At 65.4% G+C, this 19,869-nt stretch carries 14 protein-coding genes; 2 read left to right on the plus strand and 12 right to left on the minus strand.

Annotation, left to right across the window (positions count from 1 at the left end; genetic code table 11):
- Positions 1 to 12 precede the first annotated feature (12 nt).
- Both GTP90_RS06605 and kbl read right to left on the minus strand, forming a co-directional pair.
- Positions 13 to 984, minus strand: coding sequence for an NAD-dependent epimerase/dehydratase family protein (locus GTP90_RS06605; RefSeq protein ID WP_161082740.1), 972 nt, complete (start codon positions 982 to 984; stop codon positions 13 to 15).
- Between the two features lie 26 nt (positions 985 to 1,010).
- Complete coding sequence (gene kbl / locus GTP90_RS06610) at positions 1,011 to 2,216, minus strand: glycine C-acetyltransferase (RefSeq protein WP_161082741.1); 1,206 nt, start codon at positions 2,214 to 2,216, stop codon at positions 1,011 to 1,013.
- 159 nt (positions 2,217 to 2,375) lie between these two features.
- Between kbl and GTP90_RS06615 the strand changes: the two genes are divergently transcribed.
- Positions 2,376 to 2,951, plus strand: coding sequence for a helix-turn-helix domain-containing protein (locus tag GTP90_RS06615; RefSeq protein ID WP_161082742.1), 576 nt, complete (start codon positions 2,376 to 2,378; stop codon positions 2,949 to 2,951).
- Here the strand turns inward: GTP90_RS06615 and GTP90_RS06620 are convergent, their stop codons facing one another.
- From GTP90_RS06620 to GTP90_RS06645, 6 genes are all read right to left on the minus strand, one after another.
- Complete coding sequence (locus GTP90_RS06620) at positions 2,952 to 4,154, minus strand: ammonium transporter (RefSeq protein WP_161082743.1); 1,203 nt, start codon at positions 4,152 to 4,154, stop codon at positions 2,952 to 2,954.
- A 183-nt stretch (positions 4,155 to 4,337) separates the two neighbouring features.
- A complete protein-coding gene (locus tag GTP90_RS06625; protein WP_371875028.1) occupies positions 4,338 to 6,836 on the minus strand; it encodes a zinc-dependent metalloprotease in 2,499 nt (832 codons plus the stop codon).
- Positions 6,833 to 9,004: a prolyl oligopeptidase family serine peptidase gene (locus tag GTP90_RS06630; protein ID WP_175047994.1), complete on the minus strand. Its 2,172-nt coding sequence runs from the start codon at positions 9,002 to 9,004 to the stop codon at positions 6,833 to 6,835. Before GTP90_RS06630 ends, GTP90_RS06625 begins: the two co-directional genes overlap by 4 nt.
- A 157-nt stretch (positions 9,005 to 9,161) precedes the next feature.
- Positions 9,162 to 10,244, minus strand: a complete 1,083-nt coding sequence (locus GTP90_RS06635; protein ID WP_161082744.1) for a DUF5694 domain-containing protein — start codon at positions 10,242 to 10,244, stop codon at positions 9,162 to 9,164.
- A gap of 129 nt (positions 10,245 to 10,373) precedes the next feature.
- Positions 10,374 to 12,791: a putative bifunctional diguanylate cyclase/phosphodiesterase gene (locus GTP90_RS06640; RefSeq protein ID WP_161082745.1), complete on the minus strand. Its 2,418-nt coding sequence runs from the start codon at positions 12,789 to 12,791 to the stop codon at positions 10,374 to 10,376.
- Positions 12,792 to 12,805: 14 nt separating this feature from the next.
- Positions 12,806 to 13,450: a methylamine utilization protein gene (locus GTP90_RS06645; RefSeq protein WP_161082746.1), complete on the minus strand. Its 645-nt coding sequence runs from the start codon at positions 13,448 to 13,450 to the stop codon at positions 12,806 to 12,808.
- A 166-nt stretch (positions 13,451 to 13,616) separates the two neighbouring features.
- Here GTP90_RS06645 and GTP90_RS06650 point away from each other — a divergent pair, with 166 nt between their 5' ends.
- A complete protein-coding gene (locus tag GTP90_RS06650) occupies positions 13,617 to 15,437 on the plus strand; it encodes a GGDEF domain-containing protein (RefSeq protein WP_371875029.1) in 1,821 nt (606 codons plus the stop codon).
- 5 nt (positions 15,438 to 15,442) lie between these two features.
- On the opposite strand, the gene GTP90_RS06655 is transcribed toward GTP90_RS06650, so the two are convergent.
- From GTP90_RS06655 to GTP90_RS06670, 4 genes are all read right to left on the minus strand, one after another.
- Positions 15,443 to 16,828: a tetratricopeptide repeat protein gene (locus tag GTP90_RS06655; RefSeq protein WP_161082747.1), complete on the minus strand. Its 1,386-nt coding sequence runs from the start codon at positions 16,826 to 16,828 to the stop codon at positions 15,443 to 15,445.
- Between the two features lie 106 nt (positions 16,829 to 16,934).
- A complete protein-coding gene (locus GTP90_RS06660) occupies positions 16,935 to 17,717 on the minus strand; it encodes a metal ABC transporter permease (protein ID WP_161082748.1) in 783 nt (260 codons plus the stop codon).
- On the minus strand, positions 17,714 to 18,619 hold the full coding sequence (locus tag GTP90_RS06665; protein ID WP_161082749.1) for a metal ABC transporter substrate-binding protein: 906 nt from the start codon (positions 18,617 to 18,619) through the stop codon (positions 17,714 to 17,716). Before GTP90_RS06665 ends, GTP90_RS06660 begins: the two co-directional genes overlap by 4 nt.
- A gap of 9 nt (positions 18,620 to 18,628) precedes the next feature.
- Positions 18,629 to 19,869, minus strand: a 1,241-nt coding sequence (locus GTP90_RS06670; RefSeq protein ID WP_161082750.1) for a putative porin, incomplete at its 5' end; no start/stop codon positions are given.

Below are 19,869 nucleotides of genomic sequence, written 5' to 3' on the forward strand. Positions count from 1 at the left end.
TATGTGCTTGAATTACGCCGCTTTGCCCAGGTGGACGTCGACGTTGGCCAGCATGTCGGCGACCATCTCGTCGACGCCGATGCGGGCTTTCCAGCCCCAGTCGGCGCTGGCGGTGGAGTCGTCCAGGCTTTGCGGCCAGGTGTCGGCGATGGCCTGGCGGCTGTCCGGTTTATAGCCGATCTTGAAGTCCGGCAGCGCGCGCGTGATCGCGGCGGCCAGCTGCTCCGGGTTGAACGAGACGCCGGCCACGTTGTAGGCCGAACGCACCTTCACCTGTTCCTTCGGTGCGTCCATCAGTTCGATGGTGGCGCGGATCGCATCGGGCATGTAGATCATCGGCAGCGTGGTCTGCGGGCCGAGGAAGCATTCATAGCGCTCGCCGCGCAGCGCCGAGTGGAAGATGGCGATGGCGTAGTCGGTGGTGCCGCCGCCCGGTGGCGATTTGAAGCTGATGATGCCCGGGTACCGGATCGAGCGCACGTCGACGCCGTACTTGATGAAGTAGTACTCGCACAGGCGCTCGCCGGCCAGCTTGCTGATGCCGTAGATCGTGGTCGGGTCCATCACCGTGGTTTGCGGCGTGTTGACGGCCGGGGTGTTCGGGCCGAAGGCTGCGATCGACGAAGGCCAGAAGATGCGCAGCGGCTTGCCGATGGCGCCGCGCTCGCGCGCCACTTCCAGGATATTCAGCAGGCCGTCCATGTTCAGCGTCCAGGCTTTCAGCGGAGCCGCTTCGCCGGTGGCCGACAGCATCGCCGCCAGCTGGTAGACCTGGGTGATGCCTTCTTCCGTGACCAGCGCCGACAGCGCCACTTTATCCAGTACGTTGAGCGTGGTGTAGCGCGCGGCGTTGTAAAGATTGGTCGGGCTGATGTCGGCGGCGATGACGTTTTGCGCGCCATGCTGGGCGGCCAGCGCCTCCACCAGTTCACTGCCGATCTGGCCGTTGGCGCCGATCACGAGGATGCGTTCTTGAGTGTTCATATTATTGTTCCTGACGATTTTCATGTTTAGTTCTTCAGCAGGCCAAGTTCACGGCCTGCCTGTTCGAATGCTTTGAGCACGGTCTCCAGCTGTTCGCGGCTGTGGGCCGCCGACAGTTGGACACGCACGCGCGCCTGGCCCATCGGGACCACGGGGTAGAAGAAGCCGCTGAGCAGAACGCCCAGCTCATACATTCGTGCCGCGAATTTCTGCGCGACGGGTGCGTCGAACAACATGACAGGAACTACAGGGTGCGTACCAGGCTTGATGGTGAAGCCGATACGCTCGATCTCCTTGCGGAAGAAGGCGGTGTTCTCGTGCAGGCGGTCGCGCAGCTCGGTCGATTCCGACAGCTTTTGCAGCACGGCCAGCGAGGCGCCGGCGATCGAAGGCGCCAGCGTGTTCGAGAACAGGTAAGGACGCGATTTCTGGCGCAGCATGTCGATCACTTCCTTGCGCGCCGAGGTGAAGCCGCCCATCGCACCGCCCAGGGCCTTGCCCAGGGTGCCGGTGATGATGTCGATGCGGCCCATGACGTTGTGGTGCTCGTGCGTGCCGCGGCCGGTCTTGCCCATGAAGCCGGAGGCGTGGCATTCGTCGATCATCACCAGCGCGCCGTATTTGTCGGCCAGGTCGCAGATCTTGTCCAGCTGGGCGATGGTGCCGTCCATCGAGAACACGCCGTCGGTGACGATGACCTTGTGGCGCTTGCCGGCGGCCGCCAGCAGCTGCGTTTCCAGGTCGGCCATGTCGTTGTGGGCGTAGCGGAAGCGCGCAGCCTTGCACAGGCGGATGCCGTCGATGATGGAGGCGTGGTTCAGCGCATCCGAGATGATGGCGTCGTTCTCGTCGAACAGCGGCTCGAACACGCCGCCGTTGGCGTCGAAGGCGGCCGCGTACAGGATGGTGTCCTCGGTGCCGAGGAATTTGGAGATCGCCTGCTCCAGCTGCTTGTGCACCGTCTGCGTGCCGCAGATGAAGCGTACCGACGACAGGCCATAACCATATTTTTCAGTCGCCGCGATGGACGCCTGCGCCACCCACTCCTGGCCGGACAGGCCCAGGTAGTTGTTGGCGCACATATTGATCAGCATTCGACCGTCTTCGCTCATCACTTCCGCGCCCTGGCGCGAGGCCAGAACGCGTTCTGGCTTGTAGAGGCCCTGCTCGCGCAATTGATCGAGGTTTTGCTGCAGGCCGCTGAAGAAGGTGCTTTTTGCTGGATTGGTCATGATGATTCCTGTCTGTGGTACGATTTCACTACGTTATGCGAAATCCGTTATGCCGAACTCAAATTCAATATATCGAATATTACAGAACACCAGTGAACAGCGCAAGCCACGCGCGCGCAATGATTCACTTGAAATTTAGCCCATCTGCCGAATAAAACAATGAAAACACCTGTTTCGACCAATGCACCTCCAGAAGTCGGCGCCGCCCTGCAGCGGCTGCGCCTGGCCCGTGGCCTGACGCTGGAGGATCTGTCGCGCATTGCCGGCGTCTCCAAGTCGATGCTGTCCCAGATCGAGCGCGAAAAGGCCAATCCGACCATCGCCATTACCTGGCGGCTGGCCAATGCGTTGGGCGTGCAGATCGGCGAGTTGCTGGCGACGGCCGAGCGGCAGACGGAGACCATCCGCGTGATCGACGCGCACGAAATCCCCACCCTGCCCGGCCATCACGCCGGCTATGTGCTGCGCATCCTGGGTCCGCTGGAACTGGCCAGCAGGTATGAGTGGTATGAGCTGACGCTGGCGCCGGGTGGCGAACTGGCGTCGCAGGGACACGATCCTGGCGCGCAGGAGCACCTGACGCTGCTGCACGGCTCAGTGGAGGTGGAGGTGGGAACCGACAAGAAGAAGGTAAAGCTGGGCAGCACGGCGCGCTACCCGGGGGACCAGCAGCACATCATCCGCAACGTCGGCAAGACCGAGGCAAAGGCTGTGCTGGTGGTCATACACCGGTAATTACCAGTTAGATTCACGCTCCGGCGTGGAGCTGATGCGGTGGATGGCGAGGTCGGCGCCCTGGAACTCGTCCTCCGGGTCCAGGCGCAGGCCCAGCGTGGCTTTCAGCACGCCGTAGATGGCGAAGCCGCCGGCCAGCGCGATCACCACGCCCAGCACGGTGCCGCCCAGCTGCGCGGCAAACGACACGCCGCCGATACCGCCCAGCGCCTTCTGGCCGAAGATCCCCGCCGCGATGCCGCCCCAGGCGCCGCACAGGCCGTGCAACGGCCACACGCCCAGCACGTCGTCGATCTTCCACTTGTTCTGCGCCAGCGTGAACATCCACACAAACACCGCGCCGGCGATGGCGCCGGTGGCCAATGCGCCCAGCGGGTGCATCAGGTCCGAGCCGGCGCACACCGCCACCAGGCCGGCCAAGGGGCCGTTGTAGGCGAAGCCGGGATCGTTCTTCCCCATCAGCAGCGCAACCAGCGTGCCGCCGACCATCGCCATCAGCGAGTTCACCGCCACCAGGCCGTTCATCTTGTCCAGCGCCTGCGCGCTCATGACGTTGAAGCCGAACCAGCCCACCGTCAAGATCCACGCGCCCAGCGCCAGGAAGGGAATCGACGATGGCGGATGGGCGGCGATGGCGCCGTTCTTCATGTAGCGTCCACGGCGCGCGCCCAGCAGCAGCACCGCCGGCAAGGCGATCCAGCCGCCGACGGCGTGCACCACCACCGAGCCAGCGAAGTCGTGGAACTCGGCGCCGAAGGCGGACATCAACCATTCCTGCACACCGAAGCGATGGTTCCAGACGATGCCCTCGTAGAAGGGATAGACCAGGCCGACCAGCAGCGCGGTGGCGATCAGCTGCGGATGGAAGCGCGCCCGCTCGGCGATGCCGCCCGAGATGATGGCCGGGATGGCGGCGGCAAACGTCAGCAGGAAGAAGAATTTGACCAGCTCATAGCCGTTCTTGGCGGCCAGCACCTCGGCCGAGGAGAAGAAATTGACGCCGTAGGCGATGCTGTAACCGACGAAAAAGTAGGCGATCGTCGATACCGCGAAATCCACCAGGATCTTGACCAGCGCGTTGACCTGGTTTTTCTTGCGCACCGTGCCCAGCTCCAGGAATGCGAAGCCGGCATGCATGGCCAAAATCATGATAGCGCCTAGCAATATGAACAGTGCATTAGCGCCGTCTTTGTATCCATCCATCAAAATCTCTCCCCAAAATAATGCAAAAATTAACAACGAGCACTGATAAAAGCAATTTTCGTTCCAATTTGGTGCAGATTTTAAGTGGTTGATTTTATGATGTTTTTATTTTGTGCAGTGAGCCGCACCAAGTCCGTGCGCACCGAAATAAGGCGTCATTTTGGTGCGCACGGGCATTGGGGCTCAGATCGGGGCGCCTGGCGGGATGGCCGGCAACGCGCGTAGCTTGACGCTGCGCGGATCGGCCAGATACGCGTTGATCTGCGCGGCGGCCTGCTTGCGGCTGTCGGCGGTGACGCCTTTGCCGGGGTTCTTTTGCAGCCATTGCGCCAGCTCGCGCGCGGACTGGCGCACCTCGGCGTCAACCTGCGGATGCAGCTTGCCGCCGTCGAGCAGATTCAAGGTAGCATCGATCACGACCCAGTTGGCGGCCAGTTGCACCGCTTCTCCGCCCGCAACTGAAGCAGGTACCGGTTCGCGCTTCCACGTCTTTTGCAGCAGCAGCGACAGCACTTCCTGCACGCCTGGCTGCTGCGCGTCGCGCGCGTGCTGCCACGCGACGCGATTGATGCGGGCCGGATCGAGCAGGAAGCCGGCGGTCTGCGCGGCGCCCGCCTCGGCGATCGAGAAGGCGTCGAACACCGAGTCCATGCGGGTGGTGAAGTATTCGCGGCTGCGCTCATGGCCCATGGCTGGCGGCGTCAGGACGTCGAGCACATTGGGCGGCAGCGCAAGATATTCGGCGCGCAGGCTGTCCGCCAGACGGTTCAGGGCTTGGCGCTGCACCGATGCGTCGACGGCCTTGATACCCGCATTGGCGATGCCGGCCTTGACGTCGCCGCTGCTGGCGTAGTCGAAATCGCCGCCGCCAACCAGGCGCGCCAGCGCTTCGCCTTGATAGCGCTGCAGCAGGTAGACCGGCACCAGGCGCGCTTCCAGTTCGCCAAGCTGGCGGCTGTCGGGCAGCACGTCGGCCGAGAAGGTTTGCAGCGCGCGCTGGCGTACGGCGCCCAGCTGGTCCCAGGTCTTGATCGAGTCGGCGCCGAAGTCCCACAGCAGGCCGTCGGGATGACTGGAACCGGGCGAACGGTCGTCCTGGTCGCTGGAGTAAAGCATGCCCGCCGCGCGCGCGTCGGCGCGCAGCTTGGCCAACGCCGCCTGCTCCTGCACGCCGCTGCCGAAATCGCCGTAGACGTATTTAACGATGTAGTCGTCCCACGGCCCGACGCCGACGCCGTAGGCATCGGCGATGTCGACGTTGCCCTTGGCATCCAGCTTGAGGATGGGGTGCGGGTAGTCCATCACCGAGCCATTGCCCATGCGGCTGGCGGCGAAGTTGTGGGCGAAGCCCAAGGTGTGGCCGACTTCGTGCGCGGCCAGCTGGCGCAGGCGCGCCAAGGCCATGGCTTCGGCCAGTTTCCGCTTGTCGGCCGGTGCGTTCTTGCCGTATGGGGCGAGCAGGCTTTCGGCGATCAGGATGTCCTGCCGCACGCGCTGCGAACCCAGTGTGACGGCGCCACGGATAATCTCGCCGGTACGCGGATCGGCCAGCGCGTTCCCGTACGACCAGCCGCGCGTGGCGCGGTGGGCCCAGTGGATCACGTTGTAGCGGATGTCCATCGCGTCCACGCCTTCCGGCAGCAGCTCGACGCGGTAGGCGTCCTTGAAGCCGGCCTTCTCGAAGGCGCTGGCCCACCACGACGCGCCGGCGATCAGCGCCGAGCGCACCGGCTCCGGGGCGCCCCGGTCGACGTAGTAGACGATCGGCTTCCTGACCGTGCTGACCGCCGCCGATGGATCGGTTTTCTCAAGGCGGTGGCGCACTTGCCAGTGCACGTCGATGCTGCTCGCGAGCGGCGTCGCGAAGTCGTAGTAAGTGGCGTCGAAGCCGCCGGAATATGGATGGTAGGTGCGCGGATGCCAGCCGCCGGCGGCGGTGGTGATGGCGGGCAGGCGCACCATGCTGATGCGCTGGCGCAGCGACAGGCTGCTGGCGTCTGCCGCGACCTGGCGCACGTACTCGGCTTGTCCGGGCCCGGCAAAGGTCAGCAGCGATTCCAGTTCGACGTTGTCGGGGAAGGCTTTGGCCTGCTCCGCCAGCACCGCGCTGCGCGCCGCATCGACCTGATACGCGCCCTGCTTGGCCCCGGCCAGCCGCGCAGCGACGCCATGGCGGTCCGCCAGCAGGAAGCTGGAGAAGTCGACCAGATGCCGCTCGCCTTCGCTGGCGAGGATGTCGCCGGACCACAGCACGCCGCTGGCGAACGATTCGGTGACGGCGGCGCGTTCGTCCTTGTCCGCCGAGGCGGCGATGAAGTTGGTGTTCTCCTGCACCAGGAACAGCCTGGCGCCGTGCTTCTCGAAATGCACCATGCGCATCTCGCCCGGTTGGCCGCGATCGAGGCCAACGTCGTTAGAACCGAGCGCATAAGGCAAGGAGCTCAATAGCAGAAAGGGCTGCTCCAGCGCCGACACGGACAGCAGCACCCGGCCCTTGTCCGTGTCGCGCCAGACGTCGATGAAGCCAGGCTGCGATTGCATGCCGCGCGTGACATCGACGATCTTCTTGGCCGCCGGCTGCGATGCGGCGGCCGTACTATCGGCGGCGGTGGCCAGCCCCGGCGCCACGCCCGACATCAACATGGCGAACAGCAGCGGTCCGGCGGCTGGCCCGGCCCTCACTGCTGACCCGCCGCTTTGACTGACTCCAGGGCGCCGTCCATCTTCAGCGCGCGGCTGAGGAAGCCCCAGCGGTCCGCCACTTCCTCGATCTGTTTGGTGGTCGGCTTGCCGGCGCCGTGGCCCGCCTTGCTGTCGATGCGGATCAGGATGGGCGCGCCGCCCGCCTGGTCGGCTTGCGCGGTGGCGGCGAACTTGAAGCTGTGGGCCGGCACCACGCGGTCGTCATGGTCGGCGGTGGTGATCATGGTGGCCGGGTAGCAGGTGCCCTTCTTCAAATTGTGCAGCGGCGAATACTTGACCAGCGCCTTGAACTCGTCGGCGTTGTCGGACGAGCCGTAGTCCGAAGTCCACGCCCAGCCGATGGTGAATTTATGGAAGCGCAGCATATCGAGCACGCCCACCTGCGGGATCGCCGCGGCGAACAATTCGGGACGCTGCGTCATCGCCGCGCCGACCAGCAGGCCGCCGTTGCTGCCGCCGCCGATGGACAGCTTGGCCGGCGACGTGACCTTGTGCGCGATCAGCCATTCGGCCGCGCCGATGAAGTCGTCGAACACGTTCTGTTTTTGCAGCTTGGTGCCGGCCGCGTGCCACGATTCGCCGTACTCGCCGCCGCCGCGCAGGTTGGCCATCACGTAGACGCCGCCCATTTCCAGCCACGCCAGGTTGGCAACCGAGAACGACGGCGTCAGCGAGATATTGAACCCGCCGTAGCCGTACAGGTAGGTCGGGTTGCTGCCGTCAAGCTTCAGGCCCTTCTTCGAGACGATGAACATCGGCACCCGGGTGCCGTCGCGGCTGGTGAAGAACTCCTGGCGCGTTTCAAACGCTGCCGGATCGAAGTCAACCTTGGCCTGGCGATAGACGCTGCTCTTGTTGGCTTTCAGGTCGTAGCGGTAGATGGTGGTCGGCGTGGTGAAGCTGGTGTACGAATAGAAGGTCTCCGTATCACCGCGCTTGCCGCTGAAACCGCCCGCCGAGCCCAGGCCTGGCAGCTCCAGGTCGTGCAGCGGTTTGCCTTTGAGGTCGTACACCTTGACCAGGCTATGAGCGTCGCTCAGGTAGTCCACCAGCAGCTGGTTGTTGACGATGGACGCCGACACCATGGTGTTCGAGCTTTCGGGAACGATCTGCTTCCAGTTCAGCACATCCGGCTTGCGGGTGTCGATGGAGATGATGCGGCCGCGCGGCGCATCGCGCTCGGTGCGGAACCAGAAGACCATGCCGTCGTTGCCGATGAAGTTATACGACGCGTCGAAGTCCTCCAGCAGCGGCACCACCTTGGCGTCCTTGCGCGACAGGTCCTTGTAGTAGACGCGGTTCTTGTTCTCCGTGCCCTGCGAGGCGGAGATGATCAGGAAGCGGCCGTCCTCGGTGACCTCGGCGCCGAAGCCCCAGTCCTTGTGGTCCGGGCGGTCGTACACCAGCGTGTCCGCGCTTTGCGGCGTGCCGATCTTGTGGAAGTACAGCTTCTGGAAGTAGTTCACGTCGGCCAGCTTGGTCGCTTCCTTCGGCTCGTCGTAGCGGCTGTAGAAGAAGCCGGAACCGTCGTGCAGCCACGCGGTGTTGGAGAACTTGACCCACTGGATGCGGTCCTCGATGTCCTTGCCGCTGTCGATGTCGCGCACCTTGATCTCGTTCCAGTCGGAGCCGGATGCCGCGGTGCTGTAGGCCAGGTAGCGGCCATTCGGGCTCACCGCCAGGCCGGCCAGTGCGACGGTGCCGTCGGCGGCCAGCGTGTTCGGGTCGAGCAGCATGCGGGGCACATCGGCCAGGGTCTTCATCGTGTACAGCACCGATTGATTCTGCAGGCCGTCGTTACGGCTGTAGAAATAGCGGCCGCCTTCCTTGAACGGCACGCTGAAACGCTCGAAGTTCCACAGCTTGGTCAGGCGGGACTTGATGGCGTCGCGGCCGGGGATCTGCGACAGGTAACCCTGCGTCAGCTTGTTCTGCGCTTCGACCCAGGCGTGGGTCTCGTCGCTGTTGGCGTCTTCCAGCCAGCGGTATGGATCGGCCACCTTGACACCGTGGTAGTCGTCGGTCTGGTCGACGGTGCGGGTGACGGGATAGTTCATGCCGGGGCCGGCGACGGCGCAGGTTTGGGCGGAGGCGCTGTGCGCCAGCAGGACGGCGGCCGCCAAGGCAGCGCATTTCAAATGCTTCATGCGAAAGTCCGTAAGATCGAAGAATATTCGGAAGCGGCTGACCGGGCTGCGGCGCCGCCAAGGCTCATTGGCACCCGCCGTTACAGCGGGTGCAGTGGTAAATCATAGCTTGCTTTGTGACAAATAAGCAATGATAGGAAAGCGTTATCGGCGTGGTTTATTCGGCGCGCAGGATGGCGTCCGTGCTGATCACGCGCACGTCGTGCATCTGGTTCAGGTACGCTTCCAGGTAGCCTTTGTGCGACGCGCCGACGATGACCAGCGTGCGGCTGCCGGGCAGATAGCTCATCGCCTCGCGGATGTTGGAGGCCATGCGCAGGTTGCGCGTTTCCCAATAGGCGACGTAGCCGCGGCCGTAATGCTTGGGCGACGGCTCCTCCAGCGCGGCGCCGAAGTCGCTGTGGAATACCTGTTCGGCGGCGCCGGCGGCATTGTAGGCGCGGTACATCGCCAGCACGCCGGCGGGTGTCGTCAACGCGCCGCGCAAGGCCTCGTCCTGGCGCTTGCGGGCCGCGCTGGCGGGATTGTCCCAGGCTTTCATGATCGCTGCGCCGTAGGCTTTTTCGTCGTCCACGTTGGAGTCGGAGGTATGGTCATCCATCGCGTACAGCCGCTCAAGCCCGGAGCGGGCGGCGAGCGGCGCGGCGATCAGATAGGTCTCGTTGCGCTTTTGGCGCAGGCCGTTGAGAAGCTCCACCAGTTTGTCGTTCAAGCCATCGCCCGCGTGCTGCTCGTCGTCCGGTAGCCGCAGCCATTGCACCATCGCGGACGCGGGCTCGCCCGCCGCCAGGAAAAGCGACGCCAGCTTGCGGCGCTGCGCGGCGGCCGGCGCCGACGGCCAGGTGGCCAGCGTGCGATCCACTTGCGCGGTCGCGGCGGGGACATCCAGCCCCGTGGCGGTGGCGGCCGGCGCCGGATCCCAGCAATAGGACTTGATCGTATCGTCGTAGCGCTCGCGGTAGTTGCGCAGGTAGGCACACTGCGTCCCGGAGAGCGCTTCGATGGCGATGGCCTTGGGCTGCCAGCCCGCCAGGCGCTCCATCAGCACACTCAGGCTGGCGGGATCGAAGGACTTCGGCAATTGCGACAGATGCGCGGTGCCCAGCACCATCAGCTCGTTCTGGGGTCCTCGTTGCAGCTTGAACGCGCCGGGCTTGAACTCCTGGCCGGGCGATTCGGCGGCGATGGCACTACCGCAAAGCGCGGCGACAACAAGAATACCGGCGGACAGGCGCTGCATGGAACCTCCTTGGATGGTTGGAATCGCGCCAGCTTAAGGAGGCCGTGGCTTGCCCGCCCGGATTATGCGATGTACCGCAGATTCCGCCCACCGAAATGCAAATATCCCGGATGGGGCGCGCGGAGTGAATCAGCCGCCGATATCGATTTCGACGTGGGCGGGCGCCGCGATGGCGCCGGGCGCCTGCCACTTCTCCAGCCATGCGGTCAACTGGTCGCCGGGGATCGGGCGACTCATGAAGTAGCCCTGCCCCTGGTCGCATCCCAGCTCCGCCAGCAGGCGCCATACAGCCTCGCTCTCGATGCCCTCGGCCACCACGCGCAGGCCCATGTTGTGGCCAAGGTCGATGGTCGAGCGGACGATCTTGGTGTCGCCGATGTCGTTCTCCATGTTCAGCACAAAGGACTTGTCGATCTTCAGTTCATTCACCGGCAGGCGCTTGAGGTAGGCCAGCGAGGAATAGCCGGTGCCGAAATCGTCGATCGACAAATCGAAGCCCATGGCGCTCAGGCGCTCCAGCGTGTGCTGGGCGCGCACCGGATCGTCCATGATGGCGCTCTCCGTGATCTCCAGGCAGAACGAGGCGGGGGCCAGCTTGTGGCGCGCCAGCGTCTCGGCAAACTTGGCCGGCAGGTCCTGGTCCATCAGGTCGCGCGTGGACAGGTTGACCGATATCTTCAGCGGATAGCCTTTGGACGCCAGCTCCTGGCACAGCTCCGCAGATTTCTCCATCACCCAGCGCGTCAACACGCGGATAAAGCCGGTCTGCTCGGCGAAGGGAATGAACTCGTCGGGGAACACGTTGCCGCGCTCCGGGTGCACCCAGCGCACCAGCGCCTCCATGCCCACCACCTTGCCGGTATCGAGCATGATCTTCGGCTGCACATGCAGGCGGAACTCGTTGCGCTCGATGGCGTTGCGCAGCTCCGTCAGCAGCGACAGGCTTTTCTCGCTGGACTTGTCCATCACCGCGTCGTAGACAACGGCGCCATCGTTGCGCTGCTTGGCCGCGTACATCGCAACCTCCGCCATGCTGAGCAAGGTCTCGCCGTCGCTGCCGTGTTCCGGGTAGCCGGCGATGCCCACGCCCGCGCCGATGTCCACCGTCTGGTCCTCCAGCGACAGCGGCGTCTCCAGCGCGTGCAGGATCTCTTCGGCCATGCGCAGCGCGGAGTCGCGGTCTGAGGCCGGCAGCAGCACGGCGAATTCGTCGCCGCCCAGCCGCGCCACCTGCGCCGACGACTGGCGCCGGTTGGCCAGCAGCAGCTGCAAACGGCCGGCCACCTGGCGCAGCAAGGCGTCGCCGAAACTGAGGCCCATCACGTCGTTGACGTGCTTGAAGCGGTCCAGGTCCATCATCAGCACGAACACGGTTTCCTCGCGCCTGGCGGCATCGGCCAGCGCGTCGTTCAGCAGCAGCACGAACTGCGCGCGGTTCGGCAGGTTGGTCAACGTGTCCCAATACGCCAGCCGGCGGATTTCCTGTTCGCGCTTGGCGATCCCTTCGCGCATGGCGTCGAAGGCATGGGCCAGCGCGCCGATCTCGTCTTCGCGGCTGGTGTCGATCTGGCCTTTGTAGTCGCCCTGCTCCAGGCGCTTGGCCGTGACGGCGAGCTCGCTGATCGGCTGCGCGATGCGCTTGGCGGTGAAGACAATGGCCAGCGCCGAGATCACGATGCCGCCCAGCGTCAGCGCGATCAGCCAGCGTTCCAGCCGGCTGTATTCGGCGGTCGCCTCGTCGATCGAGCGGGCCAGCATCACGTTGGCGGTCTGCCCGCCGTCCTGGCCGATCGCCAGCAGGCGCGCGCTGTACTTGCCCGCGTCCAGCGTCAGGTCGAACGGACCGGCCGGCGTGGCCTCCATGGCTTGCATCTGGTCGATCACCGTTTGCGCGACAGCGCCGCTGAACGTCGAGCCGACCGCCAGCCACTTGCCCTGCGCGTCGCGGGTCAGCACGGTGGTGTCGAGCGCGCTGACTTCGCGCATGTCGGAGGCCAGCTGGCGGTCGATCGGGAAGGTCATCACGATCCAGCCGATGGTGGTCGGCGCCAGGATGGGCATGACCACGATCTGGTAAGGCCGGTGCTCGACGATGGCGATGCCGTTGGCGCCGCCCGAGGATTCGGCGGTATCGAGCATGCTGGCGACCTGCTTCTCCAGCGCGGCCGCCTGCTCAAGGTTGGTGGCGACGCTGATCTTGCGGTCGGCGTTGATCAGCATCGACAGCGAGGCGTGTATGCGCTTGCCGCTGTTGTCCAGCGCCGACAGGATGGTGCTGCGGTCGTTCTCGTCGTTGTTGCCGATGGTGGCCACGAAGGCCGTGTCGCGCGCCAGCAGGCGGGCGCCGAAGCGCAGGCTCTGGGCGTTCTGGTCGAGCAGGCGGCGGAACACCTTGGCGCCGTTCGCCAACTCGCTGCTGATGGACATCCGCGCGTTGTTGTCGATGCCGCGCTGGATCACCAGCAGGCCGATCACCTGCACGGCCACGATCAGCACCAGGAACAGTGTGACGATCCGGCTCTCCAGGCTGCGGAAGCGCATGCGCATGCTCGGGCTGTCCCTTAAAGTGTGGTCGACGAGGCGTCGTCGGCCACCGTCGGTTTCATCGGCAGCTTGAAGGCGGCGCTGGCCGGGGTGTCGCCCGCCTTCACCGTCACCAGCTGTTCCGGCGTGGCGCCGCCGACCGTGTTGTAGTGCCAGGCCCTGACCACGTACTTGCCGCCGGCCGGCAGCTCGACGTGGGCGCCGCCGGCAGCGTCGGTCTTGGCGAAGTACGGCGTGTCGACCACTTTGACGTAGGCCAGCATCTTGTCGTGGATATTGCAGCCCAGGACCACCGTGCCGGCCCTGTCGAAGACCTGCGGCGTGGCCGACTGGCCGGAATACAGCTTCTGGTCGAACTTGTGGGCCGGCGAGAACGAATAGATGTGGTGGCGGACCTTGTCGTTATTCGGGAAGAAGATCTTGGCGCCGGTCTGGACCACGGTGACCAGCGGCAGGAATTTCAAGCCCTTCTGCTCGATCTCCGCCATGGCCGGCGCGCGGCCGGTGGCCTGGCCGCTTTCCGGCTCCACGTAGATCACGGTGTCGGCCAGCGCCTTGCCGCCGGCGTCCTGCACCAGCACGGTGACGCCGGTGGCGCCCGCGCCGGCCGCGCTCAGCAGCATCAAGGGGAGTACGGTCTGGCGGATGACTACACGGAGCATGGCGGGCCTGGTCTCGTTTTTAAGGTTGAGCTGCGATTGTAGCGCCTGGAAAAAGATCCACGGAGCGCTTTTTGCCAGTTTGTCGCAAAATATTTCCACTGGTCATCAACTGGTCACAAAAAGACACTAGTATCGTGCCGTTAAACCGACTTGGCCAGCGCTCATCGTGAACTCCGTACTCAGCTCCAACATCAGCTATCTTCAGCCCAAGGCCGAGGATGATGAGGTGGTGCTGCGTGCCCATCTGTTCGACATCCTGGTGCGCCGCCAGCTCAGCGCGCTGTTCCAGCCCATCATCCACATGCAAAGCGGCGAGATCATCGCCTACGAGGGCCTGATACGGGGGCCGTCCGACAGCCCGCTGCATGCGCCGATGAACCTGTTCAAGGTGGCGCGCGCCAACGGCCTCACGGTCGAGGTCGAACATCTGTGCCGGCACGTGGTGCTGGAGCGCTTCGCCGAGCTCGGCCTGCCGGGCAAGCTGTTCCTCAATGTCAGCCCGGAGTGCCTGCTGCAGCGCGACGCGCGCCACGGCGAGACGCTGGAGTACATCCACCAGATCGGCATCAACCCGGACCGGGTCATCATCGAACTGACCGAAAACCAGCCGACCTACGACTACGAGCTGATGCGCGACGCGGTGCTCCATTACCGCAACATGGGCTTCCAGATCGCCATCGACGACCTGGGCGAAGGCTTCTCCAGCCTGCGGCTGTGGTCGGAGCTGCGGCCCGAGTACGTCAAGATCGACATGCATTTCATCCAGGGCATCAACCACGATCCCGTCAAGCTGCAGTTCGTGCGCTCGATCCAGGAGATCGCCGACAAGTCCGACACGCTGGTGATCGCCGAAGGCATCGAGACCCAGGCCGAGCTGCTGGTGCTGCGCGATGTCGGCGTGGCCTTCGGCCAGGGCTACCACCTGGGCCGGCCGCACGCCCAGCCCGCGCGCACGGCGCCGGCCGAGGTGGTCAAGGCGCTGGCGCGCCACGGCGTGGCGGTCTACCCGCAGCGCGGCGCGGAGAAGCACGGCGCCAGCATTTCCAAGCTGCTGCATCAGGTGGACGCGGTGCCGTCCAGCCTGAGCAACAACGAGGTGTATGAAATCTTCGTGCGCCAGCCCAAGCTGCTGATCATCCCGGTGGTGGACGACGGCCTGCCGCTGGGCCTGATCAGCCGCTTCGACATGATCGACCACTTCGCCCGCCCCTACCAGCGCGAGCTGTACGGCAAGAAGTCCTGCAAGCAGTTCATGGACAGCCAGGCGCTGATCGCCGACAAGGACACCAGCCTGCAGGACCTGAGCTTCCGCATGGCGCAGGCCGACGCCCACCAGCTGTTCAACGGCTTCATCATCACCGACCAGGGCCGCTACCTGGGCATGGGCACGGGCCACGACCTGATGCGCGAGATCACGCAGATGCAGATCACGGCCGCCCGCTACGCCAATCCGCTGACGCAGCTGCCGGGCAACGTGCCGATCAACGAGCACATCGACCGGCTGCTGGAAAGCGGCGCGCGCTTCTGGGTCTGCTATTTCGACCTCGACCATTTCAAGCCGTTCAACGACGTGTATGGCTACCGCCGGGGCGACGACGTGATCCAGCTGACCGGCAAGCTGCTGGCCGAGCGCACCGACGCCGACCGCGATTTCGTCGGCCACATCGGCGGCGACGACTTCATGGTGCTGTTCCAGAGCGAGGATTGGGAGGCGCGCTGCAACGTCATCCTGCAGGAATTCGGCCGGCACGTGCAGGACTTCTACAGCATCGAGGACCGCGAGCGCGGCGGCTACCTCAGCGAGGACCGCCAGGGCAAGAAAGTGTTTTACTCGTTGATGAGCTTATCGATAGGCGCGATCCGGGTCGATCCGCACAAGTACCATACCCACCATCAGATCGCCACCGCCGCGGCGGAATCGAAGAAGCAGGCCAAGAAGATCCACGGCAACAGCCTGTTCATGGACCGCCGCCAGCACATGGCCTGAACCGGTCACAGCGGCCGCGTGCGCGCGGCATGCGCGGCGCGCCAGCGCTGGGCCGACGCGGCCGCCAGCTCCCGCGCCTGCGGCGTCAGGTCCAGTTCGGCGTTCTTGCGGTTGCTGGCGGCGGCCAGCTCGCCGGCCTCGGCCGCCAGAGTCAGCCACATGCAGGACTTCTGAGCGTCGCGCGCCACGCCGCGCCCGCTGCCATACATGCCGCCCAGGTTGAACTGCGCCAGCGCATGACCCTGCTCGGCAGCCCTGCCGTACCAGCCGACGGCCACCTCCTCGTCGCGTTCCACGCCCAGGCCGTTGGCGTACATCACGCCCAGGTTGTTTTGCGCGCTGGCGTCGCCCTGCTCGGCCGCGCAGCGATACCACGCCACCGCGCGCGCCTCGTCCTTGGCCACGCCGTGGCCGTTGGCGTACATGACGCCGACGTTGAACTGGGCGTTGGGCGCGCCCTGCTCGGCCGCCATGCGATACCACTCCAGCGCCCGCTGATCGTCCCGCGCCACGCCGCGTCCACGCGCATACATGCCGCCGAGGTTGTACTGGGCCAGCATGTGACCGGACTCGGCCGCACGGCGATACCAGGTGAAGGCCAGCTCGTCGTCGCGCTCCACGCCCTTGCCGTTGGCCAGCATGATGCCGAGGTTGAATTGCGCGTCCGCGTCCTCCTGCTCGGCCGCGCGCACCAGCCACGCGTAGGCGCGCAAGGGATCGGCCGGCACGCCCTGCCCCTCGGCGTAGGCCACGCCCACCAGCCGCTGGGCCACGGCGCACTCCTGCGCCGCAGCCTGCTTGAACCAGGCCAGCGCCTGCGCGTCGTTGCGCGCCACGCCGTGGCCGTGCTTGTACATCAAACCGAGATTGAGCTGGGCGCTGGCGTCGTTCTGCAGCGCCGCCTTGCGAAACCAGGCCAGCGCCAGTGGATAGTTGCGCCGCACGCCGGTGCCGTGGACGTAGGCCTCGCCAAGCAGGGTCTGCGCGCTGGCGACGCCCTGCTCGGAGGCGCGGTAGAACCATGACACGGCGGTCTCGTCGTTGCGGGCCACGCCGCGGCCCTTCTTGTACATCTGGCCGAGGTTTTGCTGGGCCGAGACCTCGCCCTGCAGCGCGGCGGCGCGAAACCAGCGCACGGCTTCCTTGTCGTTGCTGGCGACGCCGCGGCCGTTGTAGTACATCACGCCCAGGTGATTCTGCGCGAAGGCCAGGCCCTGCTGGGCCGCCTTGAGCATCCAGTAGAAGGCGCGCACCTCGTCGCGTGCGACGTCCTGCCCTTTTTTATAGACCAAGGCCAGATTGAACTGCGCGTAGGGATTGCCGCGCTCAGCCGCCTCCCGGTACCATAAAAAGGTGTCGTAACCTGCCCGTGCCGAGCTTTGATTCTTCATGGTACACCTCTGGCCAACACCGCAACATTGTTGGTTAAAGTGTAAAACGCGGTCCCGGCCAGAGTTTGACCGCGCTCAAACGGACCATGATAAAATGTTATCGTTTTTAGTGATGCGCTGCCCGGCGCTTGCCGTCGGGTTTTGGACCGAACGCGTACACCACAATCGCCAATACCGTCAGGCACCAGACGATCAAGGCGCCCGATGGCAAGTCGTAGAGCGTGGACAACACCAGCCCGCTGGCATACCCCGCTGCGCCGATCAGATAGGCCAGCACCAGCCGTTTCTTGCCGACATAGTGGCGCACGGCCAGGCCCGGCACGATCAGGCTGGTAAACACCAGGTAGACGCCCACCAATTGCACCGACGCCGTCACGGCCAGTGCGAAGATCAGGTAGAAGCCCAGCCGGCTCAGGCGTTCGCGCAGGAAGTACAGCAGCCCGCAGATCACCACCGTGCCAACCGCAGGCAGCAGCAGCTGGTCGTAGCGCACCCACAGGATCTGCCCGGCAAGCAGGTCCTGCAAATGCTCGCCGCCGTGCGGATTGTGCGCCACCAGCAGCAAGCCCGCCGTCGCGGCCAGGATGAACATCACGCCGATCTGCGCCTCCTGCACTTCCGGCCAGCGCTTCTCGGTCCAGGTCAGCAGCAGCGCGCCGCACACGGCGGCGGCAGCGGCGGCGGCCTGCACCGCCCAGCTCTGCGGATCGAGCTCGGCGGCGCCGGCGACGATCACACCCAGCGCGGCGATTTGCGCGATCGCCAGATCGATAAACACGATGCCGCGCTTGAGCACCTGCGCACCAAGCGGCACGTGGGTCAGCAACACCAGCAGGCCGGCCAGCAGCGCCGGCGCGATGATCATCAGATCGAGCGATTCAGCGTTCATTTATTGGCATCCAGCAGGCGTTGTACAGTCGAATCGAACAGGCCGAACAAGTCCTTGCTCTTGTCGTCCCCCCCGACCGAGAACGGCAGCACCACCGCCGGTATCTTCGCGTGCTCGGACAGCCACTGCGATGCGCGGCCATCCTGGTAGGCGGCACGCAGCACCATCCTGGCCGGCGCGCGCTGCAACTGCGACAGCAGTTCGGACAGGTGGGCCGCGCTTGGCTCCACGCCCGGCTTGGGTTCCAGCGTGCCCACTTGGTGCATGCCGAGCCAGCCCATCAGGTACTCCATGTTCTTGTGGTGCTCGACCACGGCCACGCCCTTCAGCGGCGCGGCCTGCTTCTCCCACTTGAGCATGGCCGCATCCCAGCGCGCCGCGAAGTCCTTCTGCCGCGCCTGATAGTAGGCGGCGTTGGCCGGGTCCAGCTCGGCCAGGCGCTTGGCCAGCGCCACGGCCACCAGCGCAATGTTATGCGGGTTCTGCTGGATGTGCGGATTGCCGGCGGCATGGACATCGCCCTCGCTGCGGTCGACCTTGCCCGGCACGTCGAGGCGCGGCACGAAGGCGCCCGCCTCGAAGTAGCCGGGCTGGCCGGCCGCGATCTTGCTGTTGCCCGATTGCTGGATCAGCACCGGCAGCCAGCCCACCTCCAGCTCCAGTCCGGTGCACACCAGCAGGTTGGCGTTACGCGTGCGCGCGATCAGGCTGGGCCGCGCCTCGATGCGGTGCGGATCCTGCAGCGCGTTGGTGGCGCTGGAGACCTTGACCTTGTCGCCACCGAGCTCGGTGGTCAGCGCTTCCCATTCCGGCTCGCAAGCGAGCACGTTGACGGCCGCGTGGGCCGAGGTGGCCGCCACGCAGGCGGCGGCGATCAGCAGATGTTTGAGTGTGCGTTTCATGCCTGCTCCTTAGAACGAGTGGGCCGCGTGCGTGCCCAGGCTCATGATGTATTGAAGGAAAATCTGGTTGTCGGTCACGCCGGGACGGGACTGGTCGCGCGCCAGCTGCAGGCGCAGGCGCGAGAATTCGGACGGGCTGTAGTCCACCATGAAGCTGGTGCGCTTGGGATTGTAGGCTTGCAGTATCGGCAGGTTGGCCCAGGCCAGCGCGCCGCTGTCGATCAGGCCGATGCGCGGCGAGCCGGACGACAGGCGGTCATAGCGCAGGCCGGTGCGCCAGGTCGGCATGAACTGGTAGACCCCTTGCAGGTACCAGCCCGACTGCACGCTGCGATAATCGCCGCTGGCCGCCGCGTCGGTGTCGACCGCGTAGTTCAGCGTGCCGGTTTCCTTGCGGCGGAAGTATTCGCCCTGCAGCTTGAAGTTGGTGTTGGTCGGGTTGCCGTTCGGCGCCCACTTGTAGATGGCATCGGCGATCCAGGTGTTGGACTTGCCGCTGAAGTTGTTGGTCAGGCCTTCGTCCTCGTAGGCGCGCTTCTCGGCAGCGGTGTGCAGGTAGGACAGGCCCGCGCGGTAGCTGGACGATGCGCCGATATCGTCGCCGATGTGGGCGAATACGCTGACGGCGCCGGCGCCGTTCTTGTTGCGGTCGTTGCCGGGGAAGGCCGCACCGCTGCCGGCCTCCGCGCCGATCTCCAGGAACTGGTCGAGCGGCGCCAGCCACTTGGCCTGCACGCCGTCCGGCTTGTACTGGCCGCCGAGGAAGGCCTGGTAGGCCAGCGGCGCATCGACGAAGTCCCAGGTGTGGGCATGTTGAGCGTTCAGGTAGCCGATGGCCGACAGGAAGCGGCCGGCCTTGATGTTCAGGCCGTTCTCCATCGCGCGCGTCTGGATGAAGGCTTCTTCGACGCTGACCTCGTTCTCGCCGCTCAGCGAGAAAGTCAGCTGGCCGGCGAACTGCGGATCGATGTTGGCCGCCATGGTCAGCTCGGATTCGCCCAGGTTGAAGCCGCGCTTGCCGGGACCGACCTCGCCGCCGCTCGGCGCGAAACCTTGCAGGCGATACTGGGACGGATCCTGCTTCAGGTTCTGCAGCGTGCCGCCCAGGATCATCGAGATGTTCGGATTGAACAGGTTGCTGGCCGGGTTGGCGCCGCCGGCTGATGCCGTGGCGACTGGCGCGGCGGGCGGCTCGACGTAGGCCGCCACGGCTGGCGCGGCGGCGGTTGACGTGGCAGGCGTGGCGGGTG

Source organism: Duganella vulcania (assembly GCF_009857655.1).
Lineage (GTDB): Bacteria > Pseudomonadota > Gammaproteobacteria > Burkholderiales > Burkholderiaceae_D > Rugamonas > Rugamonas vulcania.